19 protein-coding genes are annotated in these 17,490 nt (G+C 42.3%); 6 read left to right on the top strand and 13 right to left on the bottom strand.

Features of this window, described 5'->3' with window-relative positions:
- The first annotated feature begins 358 nt into the window (after positions 1–358).
- Positions 359–817, top strand: a complete 459-nt coding sequence (locus tag AB4160_RS00490) for an RNA-binding protein (RefSeq protein ID WP_102436057.1) — start codon at positions 359–361, stop codon at positions 815–817.
- A gap of 23 nt (positions 818–840) precedes the next feature.
- Here AB4160_RS00490 and murI read toward each other — a convergent pair whose 3' ends face one another.
- The gene (gene murI / locus AB4160_RS00485) at positions 841–1,641 is read right to left on the bottom strand and encodes a glutamate racemase (protein ID WP_372003163.1); all 801 of its coding nucleotides are present in this window, start codon (positions 1,639–1,641) and stop codon (positions 841–843) included.
- Between the two features lie 142 nt (positions 1,642–1,783).
- On the opposite strand from murI, the gene trmA reads away from it, so the two are divergent.
- On the top strand, positions 1,784–2,881 hold the full coding sequence (gene trmA / locus AB4160_RS00480) for a tRNA (uridine(54)-C5)-methyltransferase TrmA (RefSeq protein ID WP_102436053.1): 1,098 nt from the start codon (positions 1,784–1,786) through the stop codon (positions 2,879–2,881).
- Positions 2,882–2,968: 87 nt separating this feature from the next.
- On the opposite strand, the gene fabR is transcribed toward trmA, so the two are convergent.
- Positions 2,969–3,583 carry an HTH-type transcriptional repressor FabR gene (gene fabR / locus AB4160_RS00475; RefSeq protein WP_076541308.1) on the bottom strand — a complete coding sequence of 205 codons (615 nt, stop codon included), beginning with the start codon at positions 3,581–3,583 and terminating at the stop codon, positions 2,969–2,971.
- A gap of 144 nt (positions 3,584–3,727) precedes the next feature.
- On the opposite strand from fabR, the gene AB4160_RS00470 reads away from it, so the two are divergent.
- The 3 genes from AB4160_RS00470 (at position 3,728) to mnmH (ending at position 7,084) form a co-directional block, all read left to right on the top strand.
- Positions 3,728–4,831: a fatty acid desaturase gene (locus AB4160_RS00470; protein WP_102476453.1), complete on the top strand. Its 1,104-nt coding sequence runs from the start codon at positions 3,728–3,730 to the stop codon at positions 4,829–4,831.
- A 95-nt stretch (positions 4,832–4,926) separates the two neighbouring features.
- Entirely contained in the window at positions 4,927–5,970 is a 1,044-nt protein-coding gene (gene selD, locus AB4160_RS00465) for a selenide, water dikinase SelD (RefSeq protein WP_372003160.1), read from the top strand.
- A 10-nt stretch (positions 5,971–5,980) separates the two neighbouring features.
- Entirely contained in the window at positions 5,981–7,084 is a 1,104-nt protein-coding gene (gene mnmH, locus AB4160_RS00460) for a tRNA 2-selenouridine(34) synthase MnmH (protein ID WP_102531930.1), read from the top strand.
- A gap of 145 nt (positions 7,085–7,229) precedes the next feature.
- Here the strand turns inward: mnmH and AB4160_RS00455 are convergent, their stop codons facing one another.
- The 3 genes from AB4160_RS00455 to nudE form a co-directional block, all read right to left on the bottom strand.
- Positions 7,230–9,101 (bottom strand): MFS transporter, encoded by a 1,872-nt coding sequence (locus tag AB4160_RS00455; RefSeq protein ID WP_372003179.1) that lies wholly within the window; start codon positions 9,099–9,101, stop codon positions 7,230–7,232.
- Between the two features lie 294 nt (positions 9,102–9,395).
- On the bottom strand, positions 9,396–10,205 hold the full coding sequence (cysQ, locus tag AB4160_RS00450; RefSeq protein WP_372003157.1) for a 3'(2'),5'-bisphosphate nucleotidase CysQ: 810 nt from the start codon (positions 10,203–10,205) through the stop codon (positions 9,396–9,398).
- A 168-nt stretch (positions 10,206–10,373) separates the two neighbouring features.
- Positions 10,374–10,922: an ADP compounds hydrolase NudE gene (gene nudE / locus AB4160_RS00445; protein WP_102531928.1), complete on the bottom strand. Its 549-nt coding sequence runs from the start codon at positions 10,920–10,922 to the stop codon at positions 10,374–10,376.
- 79 nt (positions 10,923–11,001) lie between these two features.
- On the opposite strand from nudE, the gene yrfG reads away from it, so the two are divergent.
- On the top strand, positions 11,002–11,676 hold the full coding sequence (gene yrfG / locus AB4160_RS00440) for a GMP/IMP nucleotidase (RefSeq protein WP_102436039.1): 675 nt from the start codon (positions 11,002–11,004) through the stop codon (positions 11,674–11,676).
- A 90-nt stretch (positions 11,677–11,766) separates the two neighbouring features.
- On the opposite strand, the gene gspN is transcribed toward yrfG, so the two are convergent.
- From gspN to gspG, 8 genes are all read right to left on the bottom strand, one after another.
- Positions 11,767–12,528: a type II secretion system protein N gene (gspN, locus tag AB4160_RS00435; protein ID WP_102476458.1), complete on the bottom strand. Its 762-nt coding sequence runs from the start codon at positions 12,526–12,528 to the stop codon at positions 11,767–11,769.
- 12 nt (positions 12,529–12,540) lie between these two features.
- Complete coding sequence (locus AB4160_RS00430) at positions 12,541–13,017, bottom strand: type II secretion system protein M (RefSeq protein WP_102436035.1); 477 nt, start codon at positions 13,015–13,017, stop codon at positions 12,541–12,543.
- A gap of 1 nt (position 13,018) precedes the next feature.
- On the bottom strand, positions 13,019–14,221 hold the full coding sequence (gene gspL, locus AB4160_RS00425; RefSeq protein WP_102436067.1) for a type II secretion system protein GspL: 1,203 nt from the start codon (positions 14,219–14,221) through the stop codon (positions 13,019–13,021).
- A 78-nt stretch (positions 14,222–14,299) separates the two neighbouring features.
- The gene (gene gspK, locus AB4160_RS00420; RefSeq protein WP_102436065.1) at positions 14,300–15,301 is read right to left on the bottom strand and encodes a type II secretion system minor pseudopilin GspK; all 1,002 of its coding nucleotides are present in this window, start codon (positions 15,299–15,301) and stop codon (positions 14,300–14,302) included.
- Positions 15,301–16,044, bottom strand: a complete 744-nt coding sequence (gene gspJ, locus AB4160_RS00415) for a type II secretion system minor pseudopilin GspJ (RefSeq protein WP_372000402.1) — start codon at positions 16,042–16,044, stop codon at positions 15,301–15,303. Before gspJ ends, gspK begins: the two co-directional genes overlap by 1 nt.
- The gene (gspI, locus tag AB4160_RS00410; RefSeq protein WP_076541330.1) at positions 16,025–16,393 is read right to left on the bottom strand and encodes a type II secretion system minor pseudopilin GspI; all 369 of its coding nucleotides are present in this window, start codon (positions 16,391–16,393) and stop codon (positions 16,025–16,027) included. The genes gspJ and gspI overlap by 20 nt, the downstream gene beginning before the upstream one ends.
- On the bottom strand, positions 16,380–16,955 hold the full coding sequence (gene gspH / locus AB4160_RS00405) for a type II secretion system minor pseudopilin GspH (RefSeq protein WP_102476459.1): 576 nt from the start codon (positions 16,953–16,955) through the stop codon (positions 16,380–16,382). Before gspH ends, gspI begins: the two co-directional genes overlap by 14 nt.
- Positions 16,956–16,977: 22 nt before the next feature.
- Positions 16,978–17,427 carry a type II secretion system major pseudopilin GspG gene (gene gspG / locus AB4160_RS00400; protein ID WP_102436029.1) on the bottom strand — a complete coding sequence of 150 codons (450 nt, stop codon included), beginning with the start codon at positions 17,425–17,427 and terminating at the stop codon, positions 16,978–16,980.
- Positions 17,428–17,490: the final 63 nt, after the last annotated feature.

The raw sequence follows: 17,490 nt of genomic DNA, 5'->3' as shown, positions 1-17,490 counted from the left end.
TTATTTAAAAACAATTTTCAACGTCACTTTACAGTGAACTGATTTGGCGTGTAACCCATGCTAGTGCGTGGTTTGCCGTGTCAGTGGATGCGCATTATAGGCAGATTCTGAATTGGTGCAAGGGCTTTTTATATAAAAACCGTTTAAGCGAATAGCTTTTGAACAGATCGTTTTATTTTTAACTATTATGGGTATTTAAAGAACACTTTTGTCCTACAGTAACTATCAGTAATATGGTTTTTATCGTGTTTTGAGGTCATATTTTCATCAGAGTATGGTGAAAGCTTCAATAATTCATTACCATAGCTATGTTTTTAACAGTTATTTATCATTTTTCATTTTTATTAGAGACAATCTTATGCAAAAGTCATTTGTTATTACCCTAATTATTGCCCTTATAGGTGCAATCGTTATTTATGCTCTTTCTACCAATGTTCAATTAGTCGTGTCTTTCATCGCTGGTGTTATGTTAGCGAGTCTTATATTCACTTTTGTTCCGTCTTCAACTGCAACTGATTCAAATAAGCCTTATGTTGGCCCAACAATGACACTTTATGTTGGTAACTTGCCTTACCGTGTTCATGAAGGTGAAGTGAAAGCTTTATTCGGCGAATATGGACCAGTTAATTCAGTACGTTTAGTTAGAGATAGAAAAACAGGTCGCCGTAAGGGATTTGGTTTTGTTGAAATGTCTGAAACTGGCGCCAAGAAAGCAATGAACAAGTTAAACGATTACAGTTTCCAAGAACGCACACTAAAGGTGCGTGAAGCTAAATCACAAGAGTCAGATCCATCTGAGTCAAATAAAGAAGACTAAACCTCTTCTATTAGCTGCCTATATTAGCTGCCTACGGAAATGCACTCTAGTTGCTTAAAACCGTAGTCAGCTAATGTTAATGCTAAGCCTTTATCTATCTTCTTTGTAAATCCCGCTGTTAACCTGCCTACTTTGTTCGTTTTACCTTTAGCTGACATATTTATTGTTTCTAATAATGACGCCACTCTTATTGCAATGGCTTCGCCGGAATCTAATAGCGTTACTGGATGGCTAATGCACTCAGCTATTTCTTGGCGTAATAACGGAAAGTGAGTGCAGCCTAAAACCAAGGTATCTATATCAGTGCCATTTATCGAAGCCAAGATTGGTTTTATCGCATTTAAGTTTATTGGGTTTCTTTTAGCTTTCTCTTCGGCAATAAGCACTAATTCAGATGAACCAATCAAAGTCACTTCACAGCAACCAGCAAACTCACGGATCAACTCTTTAGTATAAGCTCTTTCAACTGTCCCTGGCGTGGCGAGTAAGGCAAAGTGTTTTGTCTTAGTCAATTGCGCTGCAGGTTTAATTGCTGGCACTACGCCCACCACAGGTATGGTTAGTCGTCTTCGTAAATGCGGTAACACTAGGGTGCTGGCAGTATTGCAGGCAACGACCACAATGGAAGCATTAATGCATGCCACTTGCTTGATGATCAGTGCCACACAACCTTCAATTAATGCTTGTTCTGCTAGGTCCCCATAAGGTAGCCGCGCATTATCAAATAAATAGAAGATATCTTTAGCAGGCATTTTTGTTTGAATGTGATCTAAAACGGATAAACCGCCGATACCAGAATCAAAAATAAGTATTGGACCTGACAATCTCTTCTCCATAATGCGGGTGATAAAAGCTGTATAGATAAAATTAACCACTTAATCCATTAAGATTAAGTCAATCCGCTGGACATCAGCGTTGTGTAGTATAATATTTGCGCCCTTAATTTACAGCCTATGGTGGAACAAAATGAATTTAGCTGCAATGGATCCTAAAAACTATGATGCGCAACTAGCAGAGAAGCGTATCAAGCTTGAACAGGACTTTGCCGATTTTACGCCGCCTAGTTTAGAAGTTTTTGCCTCAGAACCAGCCCATTACCGTATGCGCGCCGAGTTTCGAGTATGGCACGATGGCGATGACTTATTCTATTACATGTTTGATAAAGTCTTAGATGAGAAAGTGCGCTGTGAGCAATATTTGCCTGCAGGGACTTTAATCAATGAAATGATGACTGCATTAATGGAAGAGCTACGTCCTAATCATGATTTACGCTTTAAGTTATTTCAGGTGGACTTTTTAACCACGCTTAGTGGTGAGATCTTAGTGTCGTTACTTTATCACCGCCAATTAGGCGACACTTGGATAGAGCAAGCGACCCAAATGAAGGCGCGTTTAGCTGAAAAGTTTAACGTCAATATCATTGGCCGAGCACGTAAACTTAAAATCGATTTAGATAAAGACTTTGTGGTTGAGACCCTTAATGTAGCCGGTCAAGAATTACATTATAAACAAATTGAAAATAGCTTTACCCAGCCAAATGCGAAAGTGTCAGTCAAAATGCTCGAATGGGCTATTTCAGCAACCAAAGACAGCACTGGCGATTTATTAGAGCTTTATTGCGGTAATGGCAATTTCACTATCGCTTTAGCGCAAAACTTTGACCGCGTACTAGCAACAGAATTAGCTAAGCCATCTGTTGATGCTGCGCAGTATAATATTGCCATCAACAAAGTCGATAATGTGCAAATCATTCGTATGTCTGCTGAAGACTTTAGTGATGCGATGGCGAAAAAACGCACCTTTAGACGTTTAGAAGGTATTGACTTAGATAGCTACGATTGCAATACCATTTTCGTTGACCCACCACGAGCGGGTATTGACGATGACACCTTGGCATTAATGCAAAACTACGACCGCATTTTATATATTTCATGTAACCCAGAAACCCTAAAAGCAAACCTTGAGGTACTGGGAAGCACCCATAAGATCACCCGTTTCGCTTTATTTGATCAATTCCCATATACCCACCACATGGAATCAGGTGTGCTACTAGAACGTAAGTAGGTTCAACACATATTAAAAAGCCGTTATAGGATGAGTTATCCATAACGGCTTTTTTATTGCGTAAGTTTTACTATTAATTCACTGATGCTATTTAGTATCAACTTTATGTTGCAGCGCTTCAGCGCCTTTTGCCACCATGCGCAATTGCAGCACTAAGTGATCGGCTAATACTTTTCTGTCAGCTCGTTTCATATCTAAAGCTGATGCCCCAGCGTTAAACACTAAGGTGACTAAAGCTTCTGCTTGCACCCTAGCTAGCATTGGCGTTCTTCCAGCAGTCGCCTCTGTGTAATGAGACAACTCTGAAATAAAGTGTTCTATTTCTCTTGCTACTGCGGCGCGAAAAGCCGCTGACGTTCCTGAGCGCTCATGTAATAGAATTCGAAAAACATTGGGATTTGATTCTAATACTTCCACAAACGTGTCAACCGAGATACGAATGACACTACCACCCGCTTCTGCGCGCTGGCGACCTTTACGCATCATTTGTCGAAGTGTGAGTCCACCTTCATCAACCATGGTTAAACCAAGTTCATTCATGTCTTTGAAATGACGATAAAAAGAGGTTGGCGCTATGCCCGCTTCCCTTGCCACTTCTCGCAAGCTTAAACTGGAGAAACTACGTTCAGCGCTTAATTGATTAAAAGCGGCATCTACCAATGCACGACGGGTTTTTTCTTTCTGTAATGCTCTTACACCCATGTAAAGATCCATTTAGTAAATGTTATTGCACAGATAATACCGCTTTTAAGCTAAAAACACAGCCCCGAGATACTTGACCGAATAAAGTTGGTGAGCTAAATTAGCTTACAACTGTACGCTCAATAAGAATCATGGATTATCTTAATGAAAAAACCACCGATTATTTGGTTAAATACTGCTTTATTTGCGCTAACACTACTTGGCGCGCTGACTTTAGTGCCGTGGCGTGGCTTTACACATGGCTTTGAAGCTATTGAGTGGATTGCTTTTGTGGTACTTGCCTTTGCTAGCGGCCTTTCAATTACCGCCGGTTACCATAGATTATGGTCTCACAAAGCTTATAAAGCGCATCCTGCAATGCGATTCTTATTTGCCCTTGGCGGTGCATTAGCATTACAAAATAGTGCACTGCATTGGTCATCAGATCATCGCATCCATCATAAGCACGTTGATAATAACGACAAAGATCCTTATTCAGCCAAAATGGGCTTTTGGTATAGTCATATTGGTTGGATGCTACGTGAATACCAAGCCAGTCGTTATCATGATTATAATAACGTCCGCGATTTACAAAAAGATGCCATCGTTATGTGGCAGCATAAACATTATCTTACCCTAGTGGTATTGATGAATATCGCACTACCGGCATTTTTAGGCTGGCTCAATGGCGATATTATTTCAATGGTGCTGATGGCAGGACTATTACGTTTAGTGGTCGTACATCACTGTACTTTCTTTATTAATTCATTAGCCCATGTCTGGGGCAGTCAGCCATATACCAATAAAAATACGGCTAAAGATAATGGCATGATTGCCTTACTGACCTATGGTGAGGGTTATCATAACTTTCATCACATTTTTGAAAATGACTACCGTAATGGTATTAAGTGGTGGCATTACGACCCAACAAAATGGCTAATTAAGTCAATGCAATGGTGTGGTTTAGCCACTGATTTACGAGTAGTACCGCAAGAGCGAATCGAAAGTGCCAAACTTCAAATGCAATTATTAAGAGCGCAAAATAAGGTCGCACATTTACCAAATTGTGATGAAATAATCGCTAATTTCCAAGCCGAATATGATCTTATGAAGCAACATCTAGTGGATTATTATCAAGCGAAAAAGGTACTGCTAGATGCCAAACGTAAACAACTGAGCAACCAGCAATTAAAATTGCAGGTCGAAGAATTAAAAGCACGTTTGTTAGCCCAAAAGAAAAACTGGAATAGCCTCACTGCTGCTTATTAAAGTCTGTTTTAACCCATTAAAAGTAAACGGCTACCTTGCAAGGTAGCCGTATGTGTTTATGATGGATAATCTTCCTTTTTAAGGGTTACCCATTAATGTCTGAATCGTCAGTTAAACTTACTGAATATAGCCACGGCGCCGGCTGTGGCTGTAAAATTTCCCCGCAGGTACTTAGCACCATACTTGCCTCATCTTTACCCTCTTTTACCGATCCTAAATTATTAGTCGGCAATCAAACCCGTGACGATGCAGCAGTTTACCAACTCAATGATGAAACCGGCATTATCAGTACCACTGACTTTTTCATGCCGATTGTGGATGACCCTTTTACCTTTGGGCGTATCGCGGCCACTAATGCCATCAGCGATATTTATGCCATGGGCGGCACGCCTATCATGGCTATTGCCATACTTGGCTGGCCAGTGAATATCTTAGCTGCAGAAGTGGCTCAAAAGGTTATTGAAGGCGGGCGCCAAGCCTGCGCTGATGCGGGAATAATGTTAGCTGGCGGTCACAGCATTGATGCACCTGAACCGATTTTTGGATTGGCGGTAACCGGACAAATCCCTCTTGAGCAATTAAAGCGCAATAATACTGCAAAAGCTGGCGATAAACTGTATCTCACTAAACCGATAGGGATCGGTATCCTCACTACCGCGCAAAAACAAAAAAAGCTCACTGAGCAAGACAGTATGATTGCCATTGATGCCATGTGTCAGCTAAACAAGGTCGGCCAAGATATTGCGGCAATAGCTGGAGTAAATGCACTGACAGACGTGACAGGTTTTGGATTAGCAGGTCACCTGATTGAAGTCTGCCAAGGTGGCGATGTCACTGCGAATTTAACCTTCGATAGTATCCCATTATTAGACCGAGCGCTGCACTACTTAAACTTAGGTTGCACCCCAGGCGGAACCCAACGCAACTTCGACAGTTATCAGCAATACTTACCTAAAATGAGCGAGCAACAAAAAGCGATTCTGTGCGATCCGCAAACCAGTGGCGGCTTGTTGATTGCGGTAAGCGCTGACGCAGAACAACAACTGGTTGCTTTACTTGAGGCGCAAAATATTGCCCCTATTTGCATTGGTGAATTGAGCGTTTCAAATACCAATAGCGCATTAATTACACTGACATAGAGAGTAACAAATGCCTGCTAACATCATTGCTAAAACCGAGTATCAACGTCTTTTCCTTCAGCAGCGTGCGCTCATTGATGTGCGCGCCCCCATCGAATTTAGTAAAGGCGCCTTCGAGCATTCGGCCAATTTCCCGCTGATGAATGACAGTGAACGTACCAAGGTTGGTACTTGCTATAAAGAGCAAGGACAACAGGCGGCTATCGAATTAGGTCATCAATTGGTTAATGGCAAAACCAAGCAGCAGCGCATTGAAAGCTGGCAGCAGTTTATCGCTAAGCACCCCAACAGCTACCTATATTGTTTTCGTGGTGGCTTACGTTCAAAGTTGTCACAGCAATGGCTGAAAGAGGCCGGCATCGATATCCCTTATATTGAAGGTGGCTATAAAGCCATGCGCCAATATTTAATTGATATCATTGATACCGCGGCGACTTTGCAGCCCTTAGTCATTTTAAGCGGCAGCACCGGCAGCGGCAAGACCGAGCTCTTACAACTGCGACCAGAGTCCATTGACTTAGAAGCCATTGCCAATCATCGCGGCTCAAGCTTTGGTAAGAACCTTGAGCCCCAACCAACTCAAATTAATTTCGAAAATCAGCTGGCGACACAGCTACTACAACATCAGCAATTGCCACAACATAAAATCTTGTTAGAAGACGAAAGCTTCTTAATCGGGCGCTCAGCCATACCCAAAGCTTTTTACCAAGCGATGCAAGCCAGTGAGATGATTGTATTAGAAGAAAGCTTAGCGAATCGTATAAACAGAATACATAAAGACTATGTTATTGATAAGTCAGCCGCCTTTATCAATAAATATGGCGCAGAACATGGAAAAGAACAGTTTAGCCAATACCTGCTTAGCAGCATTAATAGCATCAAAAAACGCTTAGGTGGCAAGCAACACCAACAGCTCAGTGCCATTATTGAAAGCGCCATAAATCGACAGTTTTCAATAAACGATGCTAATGAACATTTTGATTGGATTTCAATACTATTAGAGCGCTATTACGACCCTATGTATCAATACCAAATGAGCAAACGTCAGCAAAGGGTAATATTTAGTGGTGATAAAATTGCGATCCAGCAATATTTAGATCAGCTAGCAGGATAATTCACACACTCTGCACTCATAACAACGAACGGTTGCTGTTATGAGTGTCACATAGCAAAGATAGAGCAACCACTTATACTCGTGCTTTAGCCCCATCATTTAACGACCATTAGCGCTATCATTTAACGACCATTAGCGCTCTCATTTAACGAACAGTTGTGCTATCAAATAACTCAGTGACCTTAGCTTGTAGCCCATGGCGACCCAGTGAGACCCCATCGACCGCTGCATCAATATTCACAGTCACCCTAGACCAAAAACGCTTCGGCAGTGTTGTCAGTGCATGGCCGCCTTTATGGCTAAAGTATGAGCCCCATAAGCCTTGTAATGACATCGGGATTACTGTGACGGGATCTCTCGCTAAAATCGCTTCGATACCGGGTCTAAACTCAGCAATTTCACCATCAACAGATAAACGTCCTTCAGGGAAAATACACAATAGCTCCTCATTACCAAGGGCTTCATGGATTAGCTCAAATGCTTGCTTGTAGGTGGTTTCACACTTTTTAGGTGAGCAAATAGGAATAACTCCAGCATGGCGAAAGAGATATTTTAATAGCGGAATTTCACTGATGGATTTATCCATCACAAAACGAATAGGACGGGTGGATGCACCCATAATAATTAAGGCATCAACATAGCTAACATGATTACAGACAATCACCCCAGCTCCCTGCGCCGGAATATTGAGACGCCCATTAACACTGACGCGGTACATCAAGTGGCTCAACAAGTAACTGATAAAGCGCTGAGCAAACTCAGGTACCTGAGCATACACATATAACGCCACCGCAGTGTTCAACCCAGCAAGGAGTAAAAATAATTGCGGAATACTCCACTCTAAAACGCCAAGTAACAACATAGATAGTATTGCCGCCATCACCATGAATAAGGCATTAATAATATTGTTTGCCGCAATAGCTTGGGCACACTCCCCTGGTGCAGCCCTAGATTGAATAAAGGCATACAAGGGCACAATGAATAATCCACCACTTAAGCCAATAAACAGCAAATCAACCATCAGCCGATAATGCTGCGGATCTGCGATAAAGCTACTAAAGCTGTAAACAAAACTGCTATCTAATGGCGCTGGCGGAATAGCAAAAATTAAATCACCCCCAAATACCGTTAAACCTAAAACCCCAAACGGCAGCACGCCTAACTCCACATGACCATAGGAAATCCGCTCACATACCCACGAGCCAATGCCGATACCAATGGAAAATAATGCCAACAATAACGACACCACGGTGGCATCGGCATACAGGTGTAATTTGGCAAAGTTAGGAAACTGGGTTAAATAAGTGGCGCCCAAAAACCAAAACCAGCTAATGGCGAGAATAGCCATCCAGATACTTGGGGTTTGCCTTACTTTGGCAATACTGCGCCATGTTCCCGTAAAAGGGGTAAAACGAATTTTACTGATTGTGCCTTGTGGCGGTAATGCAGGAATAGCCCGGCTTGATAAGTAACCAGCAATAGATAACGTCACCACAGTCACCGCAGCGCCAAGTAAACTATGCTCACTTGCCACTAACAAACCTGCAGACAAGGTGCCAGCAAGGATCGAGATAAAGGTGCCCATTTCAACCCAAGCATTACCAGTAACTAACTCATCTTCTTTAAGCGTTTGTGGCAATAAGGAATACTTAACTGGGCCAAAGTAAGCCGATTGACTGCCAGTAAGAAATAGTAGCACCAACATCAGCAAATAGCTTTGCGACAATATGGCAAAAGCCGCGCAAGACATGATGATAAGCTCCAGTAATTTAAGTCGTCTTATCAGTCGCGCTTTGTCCATATTGTCAGCCACGACACCTGCATGGGCTGAAAATAAGAAAAACGGTAAAATAAACACTCCGGCAGCTAAATTAACAAACATATTGACGCTAATCGGTAGTGCATCTACCTGGCTGTAAGTCACCAGTAATAGCAGCACATTTTTATAGATATTATCGTTTAATGCCCCAAGGCACTGAGTGATGAAGTAAGGGAGAAAACGTTTGGTTAATACTATGAAACATCCTTATTTTGCCATTCCTGAGGTATAGCCTTGAATATAAATAGATAACAATTTTGGTAAGTAATTTAAGCCATGAATGAAGCTCTGAGTGAACACCCCCTCTCCTTCACGCATTGCATTTGCCCTTAAGCCGCTATTATCAATAATGCTTTGAACAACAAACTAACAGCAAACAAAATTAAAACAATGCTCATAACCCATTAATTTATAGACAGCATGAGTATTTTATAAATGGCGGTCACAAAAAAGCCCTCTACTAGAGGGCTTAAATAAGTCATGTCGAGCTGACTAATTAGTGAGGATATCGTCCCAAGGTAAATTCGGGCTACCTACAACAATAAAGTTTGGATTTTCAAGGGTTTCACGTTCATTATAAGTTAACGGTTGCAGGTTAATATCCATTAACGCGCCGCCTGCTTCTTCTAGAATAATTTGCGCAGCGCCTGTATCCCACTCACCGGTTGGCCCTAAACGCACGTAACAGTCAGCTCGGCCTTCGGCCACTAAACAACTCTTTAATGCTGCGCCGCCTAACACCACTAATTCGCAACTGCTAGGATGACTGAGTAACTTTAATACTGATTGTGGGTCTTGACGACGACTTACCGCAAGACGTAAACCTGATTCATTAATATCAGTAAGTGGTTTACTGCTAATACGCACTTCATTGTTAGCATCACGTTTGTAGGCTCCTAAACCTGCAATCGCGTAGTAACACACGTTTGTCATCGGCACATACACTATCCCCATCACAGGGCGATTCTGCTCAACGAGTGCAATAATCACTGAAAAGTCACCACTACCAGCAATAAATTCACCAGTGCCATCTAATGGATCCACTAACCAATAACGTGGCCACTCGCTACGCTCATTAAAAGGTATATCGGCAGCTTCTTCACTTAAGATTGGAATATCAGGCGTTAATTTAGCAAGTTCAGTACAAATAATTTCATTTGCAGCCAGATCCGCTGAGGTGACAGGAGTATTATCAGATTTTATTTCGCGATCAAAATCACCTTTCAAATAAATATCGCGGATTTTTTGACCCGCCTCGGTGGCAATACTGATGACTTGTTCAATTACTTCTTCTGGCTTCATAACGACTCCAATCGCCAAATAATACTCTGAATAGTGTCAAGTTAGACTAATTTACGATTTATTTGTAGTTAAATTAGATGAGTAAGCTGAAATATTTTAATCATCAGTCAGTAATAACGCTTACAACATCTCAATTGGCTAAATTTAGCCGCTAACACAGTAGCAAGATTAACCTTGTAAATGTTGTTGGGCTAAAAATAATGCACTCACACTTCTCGATTCTGAAAAATCATTGTTATCCAGTAACGCTTGCCATTCACCAAGCGCCCACGGGATAACTTCAATAGGTTCAGGCTCATCACCTTCTAGGCTGCTTTCATATAAATCTTCAGCAATGAAAATTTGCATCTTACTGGCAAAATAACCTGGCGCTAAGCTTAATTCTTTCAATAAGGTCAGCTTACGACTGGCAAAACCGATTTCTTCTTGTAACTCACGATTCGCGGCTTCAACAGCCTCTTCGCCGGGATCAATCAAGCCTTTAGGAAAACCCAACTCATAATTATCAGTGCCTGCGGCATATTCTTTAGCCAACAAAAATTGACCTTGATGCACAGGCACAATCATGACCGCACCGCGGCTGCCACCACTCATTCGTTCATATTGACGCTCAATGCCATTAGAAAATTTTAGGTGCAGCTGTTCTATCTGAAACAGTCGACTTTTAGCGACAATTTCGCGATGAAGAATTTCGGGCTTTTTATGCCGTGATGTCATTAAAACCTCGTATATGACGAATTTAGTAAGACCAGTTACAATCTTACTACCCTAGCTATATTCTACAACCGGAATTTACATGTTTCCTTGGCATAAGATAGACACAGTTTTGCTCGATATGGACGGCACCTTGCTGGATTTGCATTTTGATAACCATTTTTGGTTAACTTTGGTACCTCAACAGCTTAGTACACAAAAGCAAATTTCCTTAGCCCAAGCGCAGGCGCTAGTCGAGCAGTCTTACCATAAGGTTGTTGGCACCCTAGACTGGTATTGCATTGATTTTTGGCAGCAACAATTAGACATAGATATTCTCACCCTGCATTATTCACTGGTTGAGCGAATTCAAATGCGCCAAGACAGCATGCCCTTTTTAGAGGCGCTCGCTACGGCAGGTAAACAAAGAATCCTGTTAACCAATGCCCATCCTAAAAGCCTAGAACTTAAATTAGAACATACTGAACTGGCAAGAGGCCTAGATGGAATGATGTCGAGCCATGAAACGGGTTATCCTAAAGAGCACCCTGAATTTTGGAAGCAAGCATTCGCGAAGTATGATTTAGATCCAAGCCGCTGTTTGTTTGTTGATGACAATGAAAATATTCTTGAAGCATCACGTTTGGCGGGTGTTGGCTTTCAATTAGGTATTAGCAATCCTGACAGTCAAAAGCCCAATAAGGATTTCATCGATTTTCCTGCCATTGATGATTACCAACTCTTACATCAAGACTTATTAGCTGCAGTTAAAGGCTAAGTGCCTATGGTAGCTAATAATTTATAGCCAATAAAAAAGGCAGCTGATGTGATTCAGCTGCCTTTCAAATTTCTGATGAAGCAGTCGTTACTACAACCCTGGAATCGTGCCCTGATAATTAACAGGGTAATAGCCTTGGCTATCTTGTTTACCCAAAAAGCTTAAAGCTTGGGTTAAATCTTGTGGCTGCTCATGGGTCGGTTTGATCTTAGCACTTACCACAATACGATTATTTTCACCTAAAGTGGCGCTACCTTGAATCCCCATTTTGTTCATTGAGTCATCAGTCATCAATTGCACTTGGCCATCAATACAACTCAACCCTAGGGCGATATCCCCTAAAGGATATTCACCAAACTGATTTTTAACATCAATAGCATTCAAAAATAGCTTACCGGTTAACTGCTCACACCAAGGCGTACCTTGCTTAAGGCTTTCAACAATTAAACTGACATCACCATCTACCATGGTTCTAAAGGGTAATTTTGCGTTGCCTAATAAAAATTTATTCGGCGCTTCAAAGCGCAAGTTTTCAGCTGAGACACCTGAGAAAGACCAACTAATATCACCCTGCCCACTAACTGGCGTTGCCCGGCTACCAATCTGCAGATCGACATTGAGCTGACCAATAAATAATGTCCAAGGATTTAAATCCCATGACACCTGTTCAATCAAACGGCGATCAATCGACACCAAATCAGCAGAGCCTTGCCACAATGTACCACTAACACCGCTTACCTTGATATTATTGGGTAATGGCGCAATCCCCACTAGCCAATTTGCTGGGATAAATACCACCAAAAAGATCAGGTAAACAAAAACACCTAAAATAATTTTCTTAATCAAACTCACTACTATACCTACTTACTTAGATAACTGAATACGGCGCACTTTGACATAACCTGCCAAGTCAGACTCTGATACATCAACACTTTCTAGGGTTAAGCCTTTTTCTTCAACCAGTTCATGCAAGTAATCAAGTAAGCTGTCAAATGGCACATCGTCCATCCATAATTGGATTTTATTGCCCTGTGGCTGCATACGGGTAATGTCTAAATCATATTGGCCAGCTAATTGGTTCACAATCGAACTTAAGCTGCCTGATGCTCTTGGCCCAGAACCTTGTTGTTTTAAACCGGCAATTTTATTCGCCGATTGTTTAACATAATTTAAGGTTTGCTTGGCTGCTTGATGATCTTTTTCAGCATTGTCTGCCGCAGTTGCAATCGGGCTCCAAATGCCCCAATACAAAATTCCAATAACCACAAACACTGCGCAACTGCCGACTAATTGCTGTTCACGTTGCGCGAGTCCACGCCACCAAATTTGCAAATTTTCCATCTTATTTGCCCTTCAAGGTAATTGTGGTATTCACTTCATTGTCACCGCTATTGATGGCACCCATATCAAACTCATAACGCGCTTCAACCAGTTGCTTGAATTTATCCACGTGATCATAACTTTTTGCCGTCACTTGCATGCGCAGTTCATTACGACTTGCATCAAAACGAATTGAGTTCGGTTTTAAATCGGGCACTTTTTGAAATGACTCTTTCAGACCATCAAGCATGTCAAAGAAAGCAGCACCGCCACCTTGACCTTTAAGACTGCGCAATTGTGAGTCCAGCTGCGAGCGAATATTAACAATCCGGTTTACCCCTGGACTAACACGCTTAAATATCGCTTCACTTTGCTGTTTTATTTCAGCGGTTTGTTGATTCAACTGATGAATGGTTAAGCCTTTATTCACTAGCCCAAGTACGATAGCAATAACCGCTACAATAGCCGCATTTTTCCATAGCATCAGATGCTTGCTGTATTCACGCTTTGGCTGATACACACCGCTTAATAAATTAATCGGTGCCTGTAAAATACCCTTTGCCAATACCATCATCGGAATATCTAATGGTTTCGCTTCCACCTCAGCATTGGTAAACACTAAGTCTTCGCTATAGGCGGCAATTTTTAGCGCAGAATCGGCATCACTTCGACGCGATAGCAGCTCAGGTAAGGCGAAATCTAACCATGTTTTTGGCAAGCTCACACCACTACCTTCACCGGTACGCAGTAACAATTCATCACCCATATCCAGCGCAGCCCAGCTACATTGATCCAACGGTAAGGCTAAACAATCAGGGACAATACTCTTTACTTTAATGCCAGCATCAAGCAGCCAAGATAACCAGTTTTGCATTTGCTCATGGGCCACTGCGGCGACATTTAGCTGCTCACCATCACGGGGGCCAACCACAAAGTGCATGGTTTCAACATCAGAGGCGATGGTTTCTTCTAGCATGAAAGGGAGTGCCTTTAACGCTTGGCGCTGATTTTTTTCAGGCAATGCAATTTGAGTCAATGTCATACTGGCCGCTGGCACCAACACATCCACCGGACGATTGCCCGCGCGCTCAGTCAAACTGGTTAAGCTCGCTGCATCACTTAACTCACCTGAAGCAATAATTTCTTGCTCTTGTTCTGACCATACCAGCCACGAACAAGGACTTGTTGATGTTTTCCCTAATCGGATAAAAAGCCGTTCAGACACTGTCATTCTCCACAAGCTTCAAACTGCCACAGGCCAAACTAGCCAAGGTTAATTGAAGCGGATTGTTACCCATATTCATTATTGCTGATCACCGTATTGACGACTGATCACATCAAACTTGTTATTACTGCGACGCAAAACGCTATCCATTCTAAACATCGCATTATCCACTTTAGCGCCCGCTTTTAATAAGAAGTAATTACTATCGACCACTATGCTCGATTTCATATTACTTTCAGTGGCTAAACTCGCTAAGGAATTATTTTCCCAAAACTCTGCTGCGGTTTCGAAGCCATCTGCAGGTCGTTGGTTAATTAAACTTTCCGCATCGCTTTGGCTAATCTTGTTTTCTAGCATACCCACTAACAATGCTGCTTGTTCAACCTCTAGGGTATTCACATTAAGCAATTGTTGGTTATTACCTGGTATCGCGCAAATATAAGGCAACAAGGTTAAATACACTTGCTGGTTATATCCTAATACCGCCCGCAGCTCACTGCGATGATTCATCAAGGTATTCGCTGCTCGATACGGCGTATTACGAGACTCATAATCGGCATCTTCAGCGCCATAGGGCATTGCTACCGTATCTTCGTCAATATAATCAATCAAAGTATGGGTCAGCCGCTCGGCGCCAAATTCATCCATACCTAGGGCAACCAACAGTGACATATACTGAGTCGCGGCTAATGATAATTTAGGTTGGCCATTTTCAACTTCTGTTGACTTAACTGATAAAGCGTTAAGATTAAAACAAGAACGCATATCTTTAATCTCACCGCCAATTTCGCCGTATTCAGCCGGAAAAATCACATCAGCTAAAGCCCAATATTGCTGTAAATGTACGGTGCCGTCAGCATCTTCCATATCTTGCTTTAAAATCTTTTTACCTAATTCTTCTGCCGAAATAGCATACCAATAGGCTTGATCATACTGGGCTAAATTCAAGGTACGGCGCATGGATAACTGATTACGGCTGGTAATATTGGTCGCAATAATCACCACTAAAGCGACCACCAGTAACACCACTAATAACGCGACTCCGCGCTGTTTACGCAACCCCGGCGACTGATATTTCATCATCCGTCTTCACCCGTGCTAGAGCCATCAGTATCATTGTCGTTATCAGTATTATCGTTACTGCCATTATCATCGTTATTGTCGCCGTTACTGGCTGCGGCATCACCGCCACCTTTAGGCAGTAGAAAACGACGCTCAATGATACCTAAGCCTTCAATTTCTAATTTCATCGCGATGCCAAGTGGCAGTTGTGAAGCATCAACTTTACGCTCCCATTTATCACCGACAAAAAACGAATACTCGATGGAGATAACATCTTTAATGATCAAACTTTTTAATGGCTCTGCACCAATTTCTGGCTCAGGGTAAGGATAGTACCAACGCTCTAAGCGGCCTTCTTGCACCACATATGACACCGACTGCAAACTACCCCTTGGCAACATGCCATCAGGGTTGAGCCAACCTAAACGGAAAAACACCAGCGCTTCGGTTTCTGAGTCCAGCATGTTATCGCCCGTTTGAAACACAGTGGTGGTACGCTCGCCGTCTAGGCCACGTTGTGTTCGGGCTACCATCTGGCCTAAATCACGTTCGATAATGCCAAATCCTTGCTGTAAGGCTTTCAAACGGATTGAAAATTCTTTGGTGGCTTCATCGTTTTTCATCACGGTTGACAGTACCGAGTTCGATGCCAGCCCGATCATGGCAAAAATACCAATAGCAATCATCATTTCCAGCAAAGTAAAGCCTGCTTGGCGATGATTGTCGCTGTGTCTTGAGCGCTTAGCCTTCATTGTGAACATAGCTACTCACTTGTGCGACGGTGCGATTAAATCTGTCATCATCACTGACTAATACTCTGATCATTCTGAAATTGTCGTCGGTGGTTTTAATCACTTCCTGACGCCAATACCAATCTTTATCGGCTAACTCTACCTGACCATTTTTAGTGCCCAGCTCAGGAAAAGGCTGCGTTAATCTAACCTCAACCATTTGATTGCTAGCAACCCATTGGGCTAAGGTTCGCTCTTCTAAAATCGGCAGGTTGGCCATTTGATCGCCAATGCTTTTGGTGACAGCAACCGCAGCAATAGAAAACACCGCCAAGGCCACTATGACTTCAAGTAAGGTCATACCTTTACTGTATTTCATCAAAGCTTCCTATGGCTAAACGCCCTAATGCATCACCCACCACTAGCACTTCAATCTCTTTACCTTGGTCGTCATCGGTCAAAAAACTCAACTCAAACGTCGACATTTCACCACTGGGAAACAGTAAAATTTGCGGCTCGGGATTTTTCTTTTTATCTTCTTTTGAGGCTTCAATTAATGGCTCATCAAACCAAGATTCATCATCTTCATCTTCTTGAACTAATGGCAAGCCATCAAGCAGTAGACTCAAACTCACACCCGGGTCCATTTGCCTTGGGGCCAGTTGACGATCTTGGGTTATAGGGTGCCATTTTTTTTCATCGTAATAGACAAATTGATATTCATCTTCTTCGACGACGATACCTAAGAATTGACCGCTTAAAATGGTTTCTTCAATCACTAATTCAGTGGTCGCAATAAACTGACGGGCCGTTTTTTTTAACGCTTGCTCAGGCCCTGAAGTACTGGTTGTCATCGTGACGGCAGCCGCAGCTAACCCCATCAATAAGGCAACCAGCAATACTTCTAAGAGGGTGAACCCCGATTGGCGTTTAGATATCATCATCTGCTATTAGACTTCGTGCTTACTGGAAGTTTTGCAGATTCCAGTTGCCGATATCATCTTCAGTTCCCACTTGGCCATCAGGACCGGCACTGAAAATATCAATACGGCCATTTTCGCCAGGACTTAATAGGTAGTAATCGTTGCGCCAAGGATCCTGTGGTAAACGCTTAATGTAACCGTCTGGTCGGTAATTACGAGGCTCAGGTGACGAGGTTGGCTTTTGCACTAACGCATCTAAGCCTTGCTCCGTTGTTGGATACACACTGTTATCTAGGCGGTACATATCGAGGGTGTTTTCTAACGCTACAATGTCAGAAACGGCTTTTTGGATATCAGCTTTATCTTTGTTACCCATTAAGTTAGGTACCACCATAGAGGCCAAAATACCTAAAATAACAATCACGACCATGACTTCAAGTAAGGTAAAACCAGCTTGTTTACCACGGGTTTGATTTCGATTAGTTTGCATTAACAACTTCCTCCGACGCGCACACTCGGTGCGCTAACAATAAATAGTAAATAACTTGGATAC

Source organism: Shewanella sp. 10N.286.51.B8, assembly GCF_041469325.1.
GTDB lineage: Bacteria > Pseudomonadota > Gammaproteobacteria > Enterobacterales > Shewanellaceae > Shewanella.
This window is presented reverse-complemented; position numbering and strand designations above follow the sequence as displayed.

Bases quoted from the DNA above. Each gene is read 5' to 3' on its own strand.
- gspH (WP_102476459.1), bottom strand. From the start codon at position 16,955: ATGATATCTAAACGCCAATCGGGGTTCACCCTCTTAGAAGTATTGCTG.
- selD (WP_372003160.1), top strand. From the start codon at position 4,927: ATGTCTGAATCGTCAGTTAAACTTACTGAATATAGCCACGGCGCCGGC.
- gspJ (WP_372000402.1), bottom strand. From the start codon at position 16,044: ATGTTCACAATGAAGGCTAAGCGCTCAAGACACAGCGACAATCATCGC.
- yrfG (WP_102436039.1), top strand. From the start codon at position 11,002: ATGTTTCCTTGGCATAAGATAGACACAGTTTTGCTCGATATGGACGGC.
- gspK (WP_102436065.1), bottom strand. From the start codon at position 15,301: ATGAAATATCAGTCGCCGGGGTTGCGTAAACAGCGCGGAGTCGCGTTA.
- cysQ (WP_372003157.1), bottom strand. From the start codon at position 10,205: ATGAAGCCAGAAGAAGTAATTGAACAAGTCATCAGTATTGCCACCGAG.
- gspG (WP_102436029.1), bottom strand. From the start codon at position 17,427: ATGCAAACTAATCGAAATCAAACCCGTGGTAAACAAGCTGGTTTTACC.
- AB4160_RS00490 (WP_102436057.1), top strand. From the start codon at position 359: ATGCAAAAGTCATTTGTTATTACCCTAATTATTGCCCTTATAGGTGCA.
- fabR (WP_076541308.1), bottom strand. From the start codon at position 3,583: ATGGGTGTAAGAGCATTACAGAAAGAAAAAACCCGTCGTGCATTGGTA.
- nudE (WP_102531928.1), bottom strand. From the start codon at position 10,922: ATGACATCACGGCATAAAAAGCCCGAAATTCTTCATCGCGAAATTGTC.
- gspI (WP_076541330.1), bottom strand. From the start codon at position 16,393: ATGAAATACAGTAAAGGTATGACCTTACTTGAAGTCATAGTGGCCTTG.
- trmA (WP_102436053.1), top strand. From the start codon at position 1,784: ATGAATTTAGCTGCAATGGATCCTAAAAACTATGATGCGCAACTAGCA.
- AB4160_RS00470 (WP_102476453.1), top strand. From the start codon at position 3,728: ATGAAAAAACCACCGATTATTTGGTTAAATACTGCTTTATTTGCGCTA.
- AB4160_RS00430 (WP_102436035.1), bottom strand. From the start codon at position 13,017: ATGGAAAATTTGCAAATTTGGTGGCGTGGACTCGCGCAACGTGAACAG.
- mnmH (WP_102531930.1), top strand. From the start codon at position 5,981: ATGCCTGCTAACATCATTGCTAAAACCGAGTATCAACGTCTTTTCCTT.